8 protein-coding genes are annotated in these 14,208 nt (G+C 44.0%); 7 read left to right on the top strand and 1 reads right to left on the bottom strand.

The window, feature by feature from the left end; translation table 11 throughout:
- The first annotated feature begins 4 nt into the window (after positions 1 to 4).
- Positions 5 to 1,141: a CHAT domain-containing protein gene (locus VB714_RS00125; RefSeq protein WP_323219949.1), complete on the top strand. Its 1,137-nt coding sequence runs from the start codon at positions 5 to 7 to the stop codon at positions 1,139 to 1,141.
- A gap of 231 nt (positions 1,142 to 1,372) precedes the next feature.
- Here VB714_RS00125 and VB714_RS00120 read toward each other — a convergent pair whose 3' ends face one another.
- On the bottom strand, positions 1,373 to 2,101 hold the full coding sequence (locus tag VB714_RS00120) for a hypothetical protein (protein ID WP_323219947.1): 729 nt from the start codon (positions 2,099 to 2,101) through the stop codon (positions 1,373 to 1,375).
- Between the two features lie 86 nt (positions 2,102 to 2,187).
- On the opposite strand from VB714_RS00120, the gene VB714_RS00115 reads away from it, so the two are divergent.
- From VB714_RS00115 to VB714_RS00090, 6 genes are all read left to right on the top strand, one after another.
- Positions 2,188 to 2,523 carry a HAMP domain-containing sensor histidine kinase gene (locus VB714_RS00115; protein WP_323219945.1) on the top strand — a complete coding sequence of 112 codons (336 nt, stop codon included), beginning with the start codon at positions 2,188 to 2,190 and terminating at the stop codon, positions 2,521 to 2,523.
- A 172-nt stretch (positions 2,524 to 2,695) separates the two neighbouring features.
- Positions 2,696 to 7,291 carry an ATP-binding protein gene (locus VB714_RS00110; protein WP_323219943.1) on the top strand — a complete coding sequence of 1,532 codons (4,596 nt, stop codon included), beginning with the start codon at positions 2,696 to 2,698 and terminating at the stop codon, positions 7,289 to 7,291.
- Positions 7,292 to 7,437: 146 nt separating this feature from the next.
- The gene (locus VB714_RS00105; protein ID WP_323219941.1) at positions 7,438 to 7,842 is read left to right on the top strand and encodes a hypothetical protein; all 405 of its coding nucleotides are present in this window, start codon (positions 7,438 to 7,440) and stop codon (positions 7,840 to 7,842) included.
- Positions 7,836 to 10,076, top strand: a complete 2,241-nt coding sequence (locus tag VB714_RS00100) for an ATP-binding protein (RefSeq protein WP_323219940.1) — start codon at positions 7,836 to 7,838, stop codon at positions 10,074 to 10,076. The genes VB714_RS00105 and VB714_RS00100 overlap by 7 nt, the downstream gene beginning before the upstream one ends.
- A gap of 88 nt (positions 10,077 to 10,164) precedes the next feature.
- A complete protein-coding gene (locus VB714_RS00095; protein ID WP_323219938.1) occupies positions 10,165 to 12,927 on the top strand; it encodes an ATP-binding protein in 2,763 nt (920 codons plus the stop codon).
- Complete coding sequence (locus tag VB714_RS00090; RefSeq protein ID WP_323219936.1) at positions 12,917 to 14,137, top strand: sensor histidine kinase; 1,221 nt, start codon at positions 12,917 to 12,919, stop codon at positions 14,135 to 14,137. Before VB714_RS00095 ends, VB714_RS00090 begins: the two co-directional genes overlap by 11 nt.
- Positions 14,138 to 14,208: the final 71 nt, after the last annotated feature.

Genomic DNA, 14,208 nt, shown 5'->3' with positions numbered 1-14,208 from the left:
TACTATGTGGCATATTCACCCAACAGAGAAATGGATTGATGATGTTGTAAAGTTTATGAGCGCGGAAAGTTTGAGCCTTGAAGACTCGAAGTTTATGATTTCATTCTTCTCCTCAATGGATAACGAATTTGTTGAGTATTTTAAAGGCAATCACAATCAAATTTCATCTTTCAGTGGTCGCAGCTTTCATATCTTTACGCCTCTCATAGACGCAGGAAACATAATACCGGATGAACACTGGAGATACATGAGAAATGAATTCAAATCAATGGGTATTCCTGTCAAACTTGATCCAACATTTGTTTTCTTTTCTTTAGATACGCAATCTGATCTTGAACCAATATTTTTTGCTGGGTTTACTTGTAAATCTTTCAATGGCTTCCCAAACAAAATGAAGTATGTCATTGAAACCTGTATAGAAATGGATGATACACGAAGGCTGACAGACACATTGTCAGAAATTTTTTGCAGTCAGAACATCATTCCGTATGATAAAGTAGGCGATCATTTGAAGAGAACTATAACTAATGCTATAGAAAAGAGTGTATCATCACATCCTCTAGGGGGTAAAAATATGACATCAACTTCGATCTTATTTGCTGCGGCTGATCCTACTGATGCTTCTCGTTTACGTTTGGGGCAGGAATTTCGTGAAATTCAGGAAAAGATTAGAATTAGTCAACTGCGCGAAAAAGTTAAATTGGAGCTACCGCAACTATCTTTACGACCAGCAGATTTAACTCAAGCCTTGTTAGATATACAGCCGCAGATCATTCATTTCTCAGGGCATGGTACTTCTAAAGGGTCATTGTGCTTTGAAGATCAAACAGGTTTAACTCAATTAGTTCAGCCTGATGCCCTAGCAGCATTGTTTGAGCAATTTTCTAGTCAAGTAAATTGTGTTTTACTTAATGCTTGTTACTCTGAAGCTCAGGCACAAGCAATCGCCCAACATATTGACTATGTTGTAGGAATGAACCAAGAGATCGGAGATAAAGCAGCTATTGCTTTTACGATAGGCTTTTATCAAGCACTAGGAGCAGGACGGACAATTGAGGAGTCATATAAATTTGGATGTATTCAAATTAGAATGCAGGCTATACCTGAACATCTGACACCAGTTCTAATCACAAAGCAATAATTGACATGATAGTTCACTGTCTAACAATCCCTCTGCACCGGAATATTTTAGTATCTTTGGTTGAGTCGCATAAGTTATATATTTTATGTGATCAATAAAAATGGAAATGCTCTGGGCTAGGGCTGTAGAAGCTGCGATCGCCCCACAGCTTTTCCAACCGTTCCCAAGGCTGGTTGCACCTGCTGCACCACGAACTTAACTGGGTTTTTCTGAATTATTGGAGAGTCTATTCTACAAATCCTCATGACGAATCCAGTTAGAACGGCCATAGCCCCGCTTGAGATTGGTTTTAAAGCGAACACCAGTGTCGTAAGTTTCGCGCAGAGCCCGAATTGCAGTTCGCAATTTGGGTAGCACGTCCTTGAACTGGCTAAAGGGAATCAAAATCGCAAAGTAGTCGCCGTCTTCAGACAGACGAATAATCAGCTTGAGCTTCACGGTATCAACTTCGGTGGCAAAGTCAAATCGATCTTCCTTAGCAATTTTACGCACCTGAGCCAAGATAGCTTGCACTTTCAAATCTTTCTGTTTTTGGCGCTTGGCAGCCTGAGCTTTTTGCCGATCGACCCTGTGAAAAAATGCGTGGACTAGGGCAACCACCTCACTAATATCTGAAACGGGGGCGGGCGATCGCTCGTACCCTAAGTCTACCCAAAGCTGTTGCTCTGGACTCCTGAGCAAATGTAAATGGGTTTCATTTCGATACCAGCGATCGCCTGGTTCTTCGAGCAGAATACAGCAACAGAGGTCGTTGCTGGGGGGCTGGTCTGTGTTTGACCCCCCTCGGAAACGACTGTAATGGTGACAATTATTATTCCGCTTTGCGCCAGCGAGAGGCTCGAGGAGCGCCAACAAGTCTTCAGCTAGTTCCCTAGACTGTTCGGGGTCAACACTGAGGGGTTTCTCCCCTGATATATTCTCCCGGAGGAGCTTTTGTAAACTTCGTGATGCGATCGACATAATATTAATTTGCAATTTACAGTTTGAAGTTTCATACTACAGCAATGCCGATTTAGATTTTATTGCCGAAGACTTTCCGAAACTAATTGCATCCATGCAAACGGGCTGCGATCGCATTCGCCAACGCCAAAACTTTTGTTGAGATAGAAAAGCATCCCAATTGCATTACCATCGCCACTGAATTAAGCGAAGATAAAAAGAGTGTAATTGTCCGTATTACTGATAATGGTATGGGCATGAGCGAGGACGTGAAAGAGCAAATATTTGAGCAAGGATTCACGACTAAAAATGTGGGGAAAGGGACGGGTTTGGACATGGCGATCGCGCACCAGATCATCACTGAAAAGCATGGCGGTTCGACCAAATGTCACTCGAAACTCGTTCAGGGAACAGAATTTATAATTTCCCTACCTTTGCATTAAGAGTTACTAACAATTTGCTTAATTGCTTTTAACATTTTGAATTAAGTTTTGCTTCATAAAACTTAACTTTTTTTTGTTTCAATTTGTTACTGAGAAGAAGAATCTCACAAGTTTTTCACAATGCTTTGTTTAAAATTAAATATACATCCTCAGATTTTTCAAGAAAAAAGCCATGATGTCGGTTAGTTTTCCTCAACTTTTGAACTATCACCTCGAAGAACTTATCCACGAAAGCGATCGCACCCTCGTCTATCGCGGACAGTGCAATGACGATGCCAAACCCGTCATTCTGAAACTAATGCGAAATGAATATCCTTCCTTTCACGAATTAGTTCAGTTTCGCAACCAGTATGCCATCACCCGTAATCTCAACATTGAAGGCATCATCAAACCCTATGCCCTAGAACGCTACGAGAACCGCCACCTCCTCATTATGGAAGATTTTGAGGGAATGGCTTTACAGGAAGCCAAAGAGGATAATTATACCGTTGTCGAGTTTCTCCCGATTGCCATTCAACTCGCGGAAATTCTTCATAACCTGCATCAAAATCGTCTTATTCATAAAGATATCAAACCCGCAAATATACTGATTCATCCGCAAACTAAACAAGTTAAAATTATTGATTTCAGTATTTCCTCATTATTACCCAAAGAAACCCAAACCCTACAAATACCCAATGTTTTAGAAGGAACCCTCGCTTATATTTCTCCGGAACAAACCGGACGCATGAACCGAGGAGTTGACTATCGCAGTGATTTTTATTCCCTCGGTGTCACCTTTTACCAACTCTTAACGGGAAAGCTGCCTTTTACAAGTGACGATCCGATGGAATTAATTCACTGTCACATTGCGAAAATACCCGTACCTGTCACCAGTAATCTAATTCCAGAAGTGCTTTCGGATATCGTGATGAAACTGATGGCGAAGAATGCAGAAGATCGCTACCAGAGTGCTTTGGGATTGAAATGCGATCTCGAAAAATGTCTTTCTCAATGGCAAGAAACTGGAGAAATTAAACCCTTTATTTTAGGAGAGCAGGATATCTGCGATCGCTTTCTCATCCCAGAAAAACTCTACGGACGAGAAAAAGAAGTCCAAAGCCTACTCGATGCGTTCCATCGAGTGAGTCAAGGAAAAAGCGAAATGTTCCTCGTTGCGGGCTATTCCGGGGTAGGAAAAACCGCCGTCGTCAACGAAGTGCATAAACCGATCGTTGCCAAACGAGGCTACTTTATCAAAGGAAAATTCGACCAATTCAACCGCGATATTCCCTTTTCTGCCTTTGTGCAAGCCTTTCGAGATTTAATGGGGCAACTATTAGGCGAAAACGACCTACAATTACAACGATGGAAAGATAAAATTCTCACCGCTTTGGGAGAAAGTGGACAAGTTATTATTCAAGTTATTCCGGAACTCGAAAACATTATCGGAGAACAACCACCTGTTCCAGAATTGTCAGGGAATGCAGCACAAAATCGCTTTAATTTGTTGTTTGAAAAATTTGTCAGCATCTTCGCGACCAAAGAACACCCCCTCACAATTTTCCTAGATGATTTACAATGGGCAGATGCAGCTTCTTTAAAGTTAATTCAAGTTTTAATGAGTGAGTCAGATAGTCAATATCTCCTCACTATCGGCGCTTATCGAGATAATGAAGTCTTTCCCGCCCATCCCCTGATATTAACCCTAGAAGAGATCAAAAAGAAACAAGCAATTCTCGAAGAAATTGTTTTGCAACCTTTAGGAAAACTCGATCTTAATCAATGGGTAAGTGATACCCTCAGTTGCGATTTAAACCTCGCCCAACCGTTGACTGATTTAATCTTTCAGAAAACCCAAGGAAATCCCTTTTTTGCCACTCAATTTCTGAAAGGATTACACGAGGATGGTTTGATTGAGTTCAATATTGAGGCGAGATACTGGCAATGCGATCTGGCGCAGGTGCGAGAATTGGCACTGACGGATGATGTGGTTGAATTCATGGCAGGACGCTTGCAAAAATTGTCAAAAGAAACCCAAGAAGTGCTAAAACTAGCGGCTTGTATTGGCAATCAATTTGATTTAGAAACCTTAGCTATTGTCAGCGATAAATCTCCCGAAGCAACGGCGATGGATTTATGGGAAGCATTAAAAGAAGGCTTGATTTTACCTCAAAGCCAAGCCTATAAGTTTTATCAAGAAAGCAACCCCAACACTCACTCCCAATTCCCTCTGACCCATTCCCAATTACCCCAATATAAATTCCTCCACGATCGCGTTCAACAAGCTGCTTATTGCCTCATTCCTGAAGCTGAACGTGCCATTGCCCATTATCAAATCGGACAACTCCTGCTGCAAAGGATATCACCAGAATCCCAAGAAGAGCGTATCTTTACTCTAGTCAATCAATTAAATTATGGAACGGCATTAATTACCGAACAAACAGAACGAGACGAATTCGCCCAATTGAATCTCATTGCTTGTCGTAAAGCCAGAAATGCTACCGCTTATCAAGCAGGTTTTGACTATGCCAGCAGGGGGTTATTCTTACTTGGAGAAGAGGCTTGGCTACGGCAATATGAAATGGCGCTTGCATTTCATGATTTAGCGGCTGAATTGGCTTTACTCTGTGGTGACTTTGAAGCAATGGCACAGTTTGTGGAAACAGTCATCAAACAGGCTCATTCATTACTCGAACAAGTCAATGCTTATCGGATTAAAATTCAGTCTAATTTCGCCCAAAACAATTTAACTGAAGCTATTGCCATTGCTCAAGAACTTTTGCAACAATTGGGAGTCACCTTTCCTGAAACTCCTACCCCTAACGATATTCAGCAGGCTATTGCTGAGATTGTTAACTTAATTGGCGATCGCGATATTGAAGACTTGGTAAACCTCCCGATCGCAACGGATGAGGAAAAAATTTCTATTATCCAGATTGCTAATAGTATCACGCCAGCCGCTTATTTTGTAGGATCTCCTTTGCATCCATTACTAATTGCTTTGTCGGTCAAAATATCCATTCAATACGGTAATACCCCGGCTTCCGCTTTTTGCTATGTTGGTTATGGTTTTATTGCTTGTAACCCTTTGCAAGATGTGGATGCTGGGGTAAAGTTCGGTCAGTTGGCACTCCAAATCGTGTCCCAACCAGAGGCTAAAGCAGTTAAACCGGCAGTTTTAGCCATCATGGGGATATTTATTTTATATCGCAAATCCCCTGTGAAAGACTGTTTGTCCCTTCTGCAAGAAGGATATACAACGGCACTCGCAGTTGGCGATCGGGACATGGCCGGACATAATGCTCATAACTTTTGTCTCAGTTCTTTTTGGTGCGGTCAGCCTTTAATAACATTGGAAAAAGAAACCCGTGCTTATTATAATGGATTACTGCAATTCAAGCAATTGACAACGGCTAATTACTGTCGGATTTATTGGCAAGGAATTTTAAATTTACTCGGCAGGAGTGAACAGCCTACTTTGTTGTCTGGAGAGGCTTTTAAAGAAACAGAATTGCTACCCCAACTCCTTGAATCTCGCGACTTATTTGGACTCTATATTTTTTCGTCCTATAAGTTAATGCTGTGCTACTTATTCGAGGAATTTGAGACTGCGAAAAACTATGCTGTTGAGGTTGAACGTTATTTTATGGCTGGTCTAGGAACTGTGGCAGAACCTGGGTTTTATTTCTACGATTCTTTGATTATTTTAGCTTCTTTAAATTTGCAGTCAGAGCCAACATTAGATGGATTGGAAAAGGTAGACCAAAACCAAACCAAATTGCAACAACATTGGGCGCATTATGCCCCAATGAATCATCAACATAAAGTTGACTTAGTGGAGGCGGAAAAATGTCGAGTTCTTGGACAAAAATTAGAGGCTATGGAACTTTACGATCGCGCCATAGCCGGAGCAAAAGTCAATGAATACATCCAAGAAGAAGCCTTGGCCAATGAACTGGCTGCCAAATTCTACCTAGACTGGGGTTTCGACTGCGCTCAACCCTCGACTGAGCAACACCGAAGTCCGAACGGGAAAGAGAAAATAGCGGGCTTATATATGCAGGAAGCGTACTACGGTTACGCACGTTGGGGAGCAAAAGCCAAGGTTGAAGACTTAGAAACCCGTTATCCTCAACTCCTCTCCCCTATTCTCGAACAGAAAAAACTGGGCTTGACTGCGAGTAGCACCTTTGCGACTCCCACAATGGGAACAATTTCCCAAACGACCACGGGAGTCGGAGAAATATTAGACTTAGCCTCATTAATGAAAGCCTCTCGGCTGCTTTCCGAAGAAATCGAACTGGAGGGAGCGATCGCCAATTTAATGCAGGTTGTTCGGGAAAATGCGGGGGCCGAAACGGTGGCATTGATGCTCTTCCAAGAGCAAGTTTTAATGCTCAATGCCCGAGGGACAACAGAAGGTAGCCTCCCCATGAATCCGATACCAGTGGAAACCAGTAATGCTGTACCGTTGAGCATCATTAATCAAGTCAAGCGCCGCCGCAAACTATTACTATTGGAAAATGCCAGGCAGGAAACTGTTTATGGGGGAGATATTTACATCCAAAAGCATCAACCTCAATCGGTTTTATGTCTCCCCTTAGTTGCTCGCGGTCAACTGATTGGGATTCTTTATCTAGAAAATAATCAATGTGCTGGAGCCTTTACAAGCGATCGCGCCGAAATCCTCAATCTCCTCTGTTCCCAAGCCGCATATATACTGAATTTTATAGTATCCCCCGAAACGCAACTTTGGCAAGTGCAAATTTTTTTGCTAGGATCTTAGCGCACACGATTGCAACGCCAAAACCAAACACTTTTAATTTTTAATTAATGTCGGTGAAGAAACTATCTGAAAGTTCGCATTCTCCTCCCTTGCTTAACCGATTTATCCATCGCGTACCTTTGCGATTGGTACTGGTTATTCCATTCGTGTTACAAATTTTCGCAGCAGTTGGACTAACGGGCTACCTCTCCCTTCGCAATGGTCAAAAAGCCGTCAACGACCTTGCCAAACGCCTGCAAAGAGAAGCAGTCTCCCGCGTCGATCGCCGCCTCGACAGCTATTTAGCTTTGCCCCATCAAATCCTACAACTGAATTTGGATGCCATCGAACGAGGATTGCTCGATCTGAGGGATATCGAAAGCACCGGACGCTATTTTTGGAAACAATCACAAGTGTTCCCGCAGTTTAGCTTTACGGGTTATTACCTGCAAGATAACACGGGAGCGGGGGCAGGGCGCTGGTTCAAAGGCTACGATATCGTTATTACACAACATCCGGGGGGGATATTAAAGACTATACCCATCGTGCCGATGAACAGGGCAATATGGTAGAACTTCTCGATGTGACAGACTTCGATCCCAAAACGGCTGGCGTGTATATCGATGCAGCCAAAGCCGGCAAAACGGTTTGGAGCGATGTTTTTGTCTTGGAAGACTTTGAAGGTTATATCCCCATTTCCGTTGGCGTACCGTTGTTTGGCGGCGATCGCGAACTGCTTGGAGTGATGAATATCGACTTGCTCCTTGCCGATGTCAGCAAGTTCTTACAGGAAATCGAACTCAGTCCCTCCGCTCAACTCTTCGTCCTCGAGCGAGATGGTCTTTTGATCGGCAGTTCTAACAAACAGTCCATCGTGAATGAGAAATACGAGCGCTATAGCGTTTTCGATTATCCCGAGCCAGTCCTGGGGGCGATCGCTGAGGGAATGAAGCAGCATTTTGGAGAACTCCCATCGATTAAAACCGCAGGAGATTTCGACCTTACTATTGATGGAGAACGCCATTACGTCGCCGTCAAGCCCTGGCAGGACGAATACGGGTTAGATTGGTTGGTTGTCGTTGCCATTCCAGAATCGGACTTTACCGCCCAAATTAATGCCAATACCCGCACCACCATTCTGCTCTGTCTGGCGGCTTTAGGCGTTGCGATCATTTTGGGACTGTATACCTCGCGTTGGATTACCCGACCCATTCTCGAACTACAGGAAGCCAGCGAAGCGATCTCCAAAGGAGAACTCAATCGCAACGTTGAGGTGGGAGGCATTGACGAACTGGAAAAGTTAGGGCGATCGTTCAACCAAATGGCGGCGCAACTCAAATCTTCCTTCACCGAACTCGAAGATCGCGTCGCCGAACGCACGGTAGAATTACAGCAAGCCAAAGAAATTGCCGAAGAAGCCGATCGCGCCAAGAGTGACTTTTTCGCCAGCATGAGCCACGAACTGCGAACGCCCCTCAACGGCATTCTCGGCTACGCGCAAATTTTGGCTCGCACCCAACTCCCTACCAAAAAACAGCGCGATGGGGTCAATATCATTCACCAATGCGGCACCCACTTGCTCGGCTTGATTAATGATGTCTTGGATCTCTCTAAAATTGAAGCTCGCAAATTGGAGTTAGTGCCGAAACCCCTTCATCTCCCCTCCTTGTTGCAAAGCGTGGTGGAAATGTGCAAAGTCCGTGCCGAAGCGAAAGGACTGGAATTTATCTATCAAGGGAGTTCTCGCCTTCCCGAAGGCGTGTCTGCCGACGAAAAGCGACTGCGACAGGTCTTGCTCAATCTGCTCGGGAATGCTATCAAATTTACCGATCGCGGTTCGGTGACACTCTCGGTGGATGTGGTGGATTTATCCGAGACGAAGGCAACGCTACTCTTTCAAGCAAGGGATACGGGGGTGGGGATCGCCAAAGAAGATATCGCGAAACTGTTTGAAGCCTTCGAGCAGGTGGGGGATGTCCAAAAACAAGGAGAAGGGACGGGACTGGGACTGGCCATCTCTCAACGCATTGTCAGCTTCATGGGAGGCGAGATCGAAGTTAAAAGCGAACTGGGTCGAGGTAGCGAGTTCTTCTTCACCCTCGAACTTCCCTTGGTGGATGATTGGGCGCAACAACAAGGCGGACTCCAAGACAGCGATCGCATGATCGGCTATGAAGGAGAACGCCGTACTATCGCGATCGTCGATGACCGTTGGGAAAATCGCGCCGTTGTCTCCAACCTCCTCGAACCCCTTGGATTAACGGTCGTTGAGGCAGAAAATGGGGAAGAAGGGTTAAAAATCCTGCGGGGGCGGCAACCGGATTTAGTGATTACTGACCTCGCAATGCCTGTGATGGATGGCTTTGAATTCATTAAACGCATTCGCGCGGCGGAAGACTTACAACATTATAAGATCGTGGTTTCCTCTGCATCCGTATCCCAAGCCGACCAACAAAAATCCCTCGATGGTGGCGGCGATCGCTTCTTGGCCAAACCCGTCGATGCTAAAGCTCTTTTTGCCCTACTCGCGGACTGTCTGGATTTAGAATGGCTTTACAAAGAGCGAGAAGCATCGGCATCGGACGGGAATGGACGCGGGACAAACAAGGACGATATACCCATTCCTCCCACCAAAGACCTCGAAGCCCTACTCGCGATCGCCCACCGAGCCGATCCGGATGAAATCTGCGATAAAATTGCCCAGTGGGATAGTCGCTATCAAAAGTTTGCTACTCCTCTTCTCGAACTTGCCCGAGAGTTTAAAATAGAAGAAATTGAAGAGTTATTGCAACAACATTTAACCTAGAGAATTAATGGATATTTTCTTTGTATGATTAGTGAATTATCGGAATGCAGTCTATCAAATTCCAACTAACTTTGAGGATACTTTTCTCATGAATCTAAGTCATTCAAATAAGCCAACTTCCTTGAAAAAGTTCAATCAGAAGCAACAGCATTCATCCTTATTTCTAGTATTAGTGATTCCGTTTGTCCTGCAAATTTTTGCAGCCGTGGGGGTAACGGGTTGGCTGGCTGTCCGTAATGGTCAAAAAGCAGTAGAAGCACTGGCCAATCAATTAATGGGTGAAGTAGGCGATCGCATCCAAGATAATCTCCAAGCCAAATTAGACATTCCCCATCAAATTAATCAAACCAATCTCAATCTGATTAATTTGGGTTTACTGCAAATCGACGATCTAGAAATGCTCGGTCGTCATTTTCTCCAACAAGTTCGACAGTTTCCCAATATTGTTTATGTGTATTTGGGCAATCCTCAAGGGGGAATAATCGTTGCCGAACAGTTTCACAACCAGAAATCAAGACTTGCGCTAACCCCCGGTTTTGTTAAAAATGATTACCTGATTTATAACCTTGACCCGTTTGACAAACCCACAACCCTCGTCGAAAATTTCGGCCCTTTTGATGCAACAGTTCGGCCTTGGTATAAAGCGGCAGTTGAGGCCAAAAAAGCCGTTTGGAGTGAAATTTATAGTGAATTTGCTCTTAAAACCCCCATCTGTTCGGCAGTTCTTCCCGTATACGATAAACAAGGGAAACTTTTAGGAGTTTTAAGTGCAGATATATTGTTCTTTGAAGAATTTGCCAAACTGCTCGAAAGTCTCGCGATCGGTCAGTCTGGGGAAATTTTTATTACTCAACGCACGGGAGAAGTCCTTTCGAGTTCTTTGTCAGATTCAACGGATGATAGTAGTTTATCAATGGCGATCGATAGTTCCTCCCCTTTGATTCGTACTGCTTTTGTAGAAGCACAAACTCAGATTGTCAATTTTGAGGAGATGCAAACAGTTCAGAACTTCAACTTTGTTCTCGAGAAGCAAAAACAGTTTGCTCAAGTGATTCCTTTTCAGGATGAACGTGGAATTGATTGGTTGATCTTTATTACCGTGCCTGAATCAGATTTCATGGCAGAGATCAATGCTCAGAGACGGATTACGATATTGTTATGTCTGCTGGCCTTAGCGATCGCAGCAGGAGTCGGAATTTTAACAGCGCGTTGGGTCACAAAACCCCTGCTCAAACTGAGCTTGGCCGCACAAAACATAGCAGCCGGACAATGGGAACAAACGGTATCCCTCAATCGAACTGACGAAGTGGGTCAACTGGCTCTAGCATTCAATAGTATGGCCAAACAGTTACAGACTTCTTTTACAACCCTCGAGCAGAAAGTGCAAGAACGTACATCTGAACTTGCTCTGGCCAAAGAACAAGCTGATTATGCTAACGAAGCGAAAAGCGACTTTCTCGCCAGTATGAGTCACGAACTACGAACGCCCCTCAACGGTATTCTCGGCTATGCCCAAATTTTAGCACGCACCGAACTCCCCACCCAAAAACAACGAGATGGAATCAACATCATTCATCAATGCGGAACTCACTTACTCGGTCTGATTAATGATGTTTTAGACCTCTCGAAAATCGAAGCACGCAAACTAGAGTTAGTGCAGAAACCCCTGCATTTGCCCTCTTTGTTGCAAAGTGTCGTGGAAATGTGCAAAGTCCGCGCCGAAGTCAAAGGACTGAAATTTATCTATCAAACCAGTTCTCGTCTCCCAGTCGGGGTGTCTGCTGATGAAAAGCGACTGCGACAGGTTTTGCTCAATCTGCTGGGAAATGCCATCAAATTTACCGATCGCGGCTCAGTAATCTTCTCGGTAGACGTGGTAGATTTATCTGAAACCGAGGCAATGTTGCTCTTTCAAGCAAGAGATACGGGAGTGGGGATCGCTAAAGAAGATATAGCCAAACTATTTGAAGCCTTCGAGCAGTTAGGTGATGTACAAAAACAATCTGAAGGTACTGGATTGGGACTGGCTATCTCTCAACGTATTGTCAATCTTATGGGAGGAGAGATCGAAGTTAAAAGCGAAATGGGTCAAGGGAGTGAGTTTTCTTTCACTCTTAAACTCCCTTTAGTCAAAGATTGGGTAAAACAACAGAGAGAGATGGAAGGAAGCGATCGCATTATCGGCTATGAAGGAGAACGCCGTATCATCCTGATTGTCGATGACCGTTGGGAAAATCGCGCCGTGGTCTCCAACCTCCTCGAACCCCTTGGACTAAAAACCTTTGAGGCAGAAAATGGGGAAGAGGGGTTAAAAGTCCTGCGGGAGCACCAGCCAGATTTAGTCATTACTGACCTAGCAATGCCCGTAATGGATGGCTTTGAATTCATTCAACGCATTCGCACTGAGTCGGATTTACAACATTATCAGATTGTGGTTTCTTCCGCATCTGTATCCCAAGCCGACCAACAAAAGGCTTTTGACGGAGGCGGCGATCACTTCTTAGCTAAACCTGTCGATGCGAAAGAGCTATTTGCGATTATTTCCGAATGTCTGGATTTGGAATGGCTTTACGAAGAACGGGAAGAATCAGACGAAAATGGACAAGGGGCAGAAAGGAATGATATGTCCGTTCCTCCCGTTGAAGAACTTGAAGCGTTGCTGGAGATCGCCTGTCAAGCCGATTCCGATGGAATTTGCGATAAAATTGCCCAGTGGGATAGTCGCTATCAAAAGTTTGCCACTCCTCTTCTCGAACTTGCCCGAGAGTTTAAAATAGAAGAAATTGAAGAGTTATTGCAACAACATTTAAACCGAGCGAACTTAAACCCGGAGAACGACAATGTCAAATAAGGGACAAATTTTAGCCGTTGACGATACCCCCGCCAATTTACAAGTGATTGGCGAAACCTTACGCAATGCGGGATACACCGTTGCGACGGCTATTGATGGCGAACGCGCTCTCAAACGCTTGCAACGCTATCAACCCGATTTAGTTCTTCTGGATATCCAAATGCCCGGTATCGATGGTTTTGAAACCTGTCGCCGTCTCAAAGCTGCTCCCAATACCCAACACATTCCCGTTATTTTTATCACGGCGCTCTCGGATACCATCAATAAAGTCAAGGGGCTGCAAATCGGGGGAGTCGATTATATTACCAAACCTTTCGATTGTGCCGAACTTTTGGCACGAATTCAAGTTCACATCAATCTCAAAAAAGCACAACTACAATTAATCCAAGAATCCAAACTCTCGACATTAGGCGAGTTGGTTGCGGGAATTGCCCATGAAGTTAACAATCCCATTAATTTTATCTATGGCAATCTCAAACACGCCGCTCAATATCATCAAGATATGTTGCATCTTTTAGAACTATACGAAAATCAATATCCCGATCCGCCGCAGGCGATTACAGATTGGCGAGAACAAATCGATTTAGCCTTTCTCAAAAAAGATTATTTCGCTTTGTTGGAGTCGATGAAAACGGGAACCGAGCGGATTAAAGGTATTGTGGTTTCCTTGCGTTCTTTTTCCAAGCTCGATGAATCCGAATGGAAAACCTCAGATATTCATGAAGATTTGAACAATACACTAACATTATTGTCTTATCGCTTGCAAGCGAACTCCTATCGCGAACGCATTAAAATCGATAAAAACTACGGAGAATTACCATTAATTTATTGCAATCCCGCTCAATTGAATCAGGTTTTTATGAATTTACTGGTGAATGCTCTCGAAGCGATCGATGCCAAATATTGGCATGAACAAGACAATGTTAAGGACAATCTAGAACCACCGCAATTAATCATTTCTACTGCAATAGAAATGAGAAATGGAGAAAAGTTTATTGGCATTCACATTCAAGATAATGGCGTAGGCATACCGGAGGAAATTCAACCGCGAATATTCGAGCAATTTTTTACGACGAAATCAACGGGAAAAGGGACGGGTTTAGGATTAGCGATCGCACATCAAATCGTAACAGAAAAACACGGCGGCGCGATCGCTTGTCGCTCAGAATTAGGCACAGGCACAGAATTTATTATTTTTTTGCCCCTCTAGCGATCGCATCGTGTCAATCCAGATAATATTGCCATTGGTTTTTCCTCGCCATATCCCTATCACAATATTGC

The sequence above is a fragment of the Spirulina sp. 06S082 genome (assembly GCF_034932145.1).
Lineage (GTDB): Bacteria > Cyanobacteriota > Cyanobacteriia > Cyanobacteriales > Spirulinaceae > CCY15215.
Note: the sequence above shows the minus strand (reverse complement) of the source record. Positions and strands in the feature narration are given on the sequence as shown.

Coding starts and splice junctions, on each gene's coding strand:
- VB714_RS00125 (WP_323219949.1), top strand. CDS start 5: ATGTGGCATATTCACCCAACAGAGAAATGGATTGATGATGTTGTAAAG.
- VB714_RS00120 (WP_323219947.1), bottom strand. CDS start 2,101: ATGTCGATCGCATCACGAAGTTTACAAAAGCTCCTCCGGGAGAATATA.
- VB714_RS00110 (WP_323219943.1), top strand. CDS start 2,696: ATGATGTCGGTTAGTTTTCCTCAACTTTTGAACTATCACCTCGAAGAA.
- VB714_RS00100 (WP_323219940.1), top strand. CDS start 7,836: ATGGTAGAACTTCTCGATGTGACAGACTTCGATCCCAAAACGGCTGGC.
- VB714_RS00095 (WP_323219938.1), top strand. CDS start 10,165: ATGAATCTAAGTCATTCAAATAAGCCAACTTCCTTGAAAAAGTTCAAT.
- VB714_RS00090 (WP_323219936.1), top strand. CDS start 12,917: ATGTCAAATAAGGGACAAATTTTAGCCGTTGACGATACCCCCGCCAAT.